Annotated in this window: 1 protein-coding gene and 1 pseudogene; both read left to right on the top strand. The window is 62.3% G+C overall.

Annotated features, from left to right (window positions below):
- Nucleotides 1–43 precede the first annotated feature (43 nt).
- Nucleotides 44–775 carry a response regulator transcription factor gene (locus D6877_RS04135; protein WP_016773529.1) on the top strand — a complete coding sequence of 244 codons (732 nt, stop codon included), beginning with the start codon at nt 44–46 and terminating at the stop codon, nt 773–775.
- Nucleotides 765–1480, top strand: a pseudogene (locus D6877_RS04130) (two-component sensor histidine kinase); the annotation flags it as partial. The gene D6877_RS04135 and the pseudogene D6877_RS04130, both read left to right, overlap by 11 nt.

The following is a 1480-nucleotide window of genomic DNA, read 5'->3' as shown; positions in this document are numbered from 1 at the left end:
AGGCATAATCCGCCCCAACTCCAACAACAAGGATGCCTTCGAAGTGAGCTCAGTCAACAAGTCGATATTGTTGGTCGATGACGACCAGGAAATACGCGAGTTGCTGGAAACCTACCTGACCCGCGCCGGGTTCCAGGTGAGGGCCACCGCCGATGGTGCCGGTTTTCGTCAGGCGCTCAACGAGGCGCCCAGCGATCTGGTGATCCTCGATGTGATGCTGCCCGACGAAGACGGTTTCAGCCTGTGCCGCTGGGTGCGCCAGCATCCGCGTCAGGCGCAGGTGCCGATCATCATGCTGACCGCCAGTTCCGACGAAGCCGACCGGGTGATCGGTCTGGAACTCGGCGCCGACGACTACCTCGGCAAACCGTTCAGCCCGCGCGAACTGCAAGCGCGGATCAAGGCCCTGCTGCGTCGCGCGCAATTCGCCCACGAACGCAGCGGCAGCGAAGTGCTGGTCTTCGACGACTGGCGCCTGGACACGGTCAGTCATCGGCTGTTCCACACCGACGGCGAGGAAGTGATTCTTTCCGGCGCCGATTTCGCCCTGCTGAAACTGTTCCTCGATCATCCGCAGCAAATCCTCGACCGCGATACCATCGGCAACGCCACCCGTGGCCGCGATCTGATGCCGCTCGATCGCATCGTTGACATGGCCGTCAGCCGTTTGCGCCAACGCCTGCGCGACACTGAAAAACCGCCACGCTTGATTCGCACCGTGCGTGGCAGCGGTTATCAGCTGGCAGCCAATGTGGTTGCCGGCAATGCTCACTGAGTCGCTACGCAAATTTGCCAACCGCATACCGGTGCCGCGCTCGCTGCTCGGGCGGATGCTGCTGCTGACTCTGCTGGCGGTGCTGTTCGCGCAGACGCTGTCGAGCGTGATCTGGGTCTCGCAGTTGCGTGCCACCCAGCTCGAAGGCCTGGTCACCAGTGCCCGCAGCCTGGCGCATTCGATGACTGCCAGCGTCAGCTATTTCCGTTCCCTGCCGGTAGCCTACCGACCGCTGGTGCTCGATCAATTGCGCAGCATGGGCGGCACCCGGTTTGTCGTGACCCTCAACGATAAGCCGCTGGGCATGGACGTGCTGCCGGTGACGCCGCGCAAGGCTGCGGTGATGCAAGCGGTGGACGAAGTGCTGCGCCAGTCTCTGGGCCATGACACGGATATTTCGGTGACCTTCGTCAGTCCCGAAGACCTGCGGATATTCAACGCAGGGTTGAAACTTGATGAATTGCCGCGCTCCTGGGCGCATTACGCGTTGACGCTGGAGCCGGTGAATCCGCCGGTGCTGGTCACGCAGATTCAAATGGCTCCGGGGGAATGGCTGTACATCGCCTCGTTGCTGCCCGAGCCGTACACCAGTCTCGAAGAGCAAGGCCTGCCGGCGCAGCAGGTGTGGTTCATTGTGCTCACCAGCGGCTTTTTGCTGTTGTTCATCGGCCTGCTGGTGCACTGGCAGAGCCGGCCGCTCAAGCG

The sequence above is a fragment of the Pseudomonas sp. Sample_9 genome, from assembly GCF_004307535.1.
In the GTDB taxonomy this organism is placed as follows: Bacteria; Pseudomonadota; Gammaproteobacteria; order Pseudomonadales; family Pseudomonadaceae; genus Aquipseudomonas; species Aquipseudomonas mercuritolerans.
This window is presented reverse-complemented; position numbering and strand designations above follow the sequence as displayed.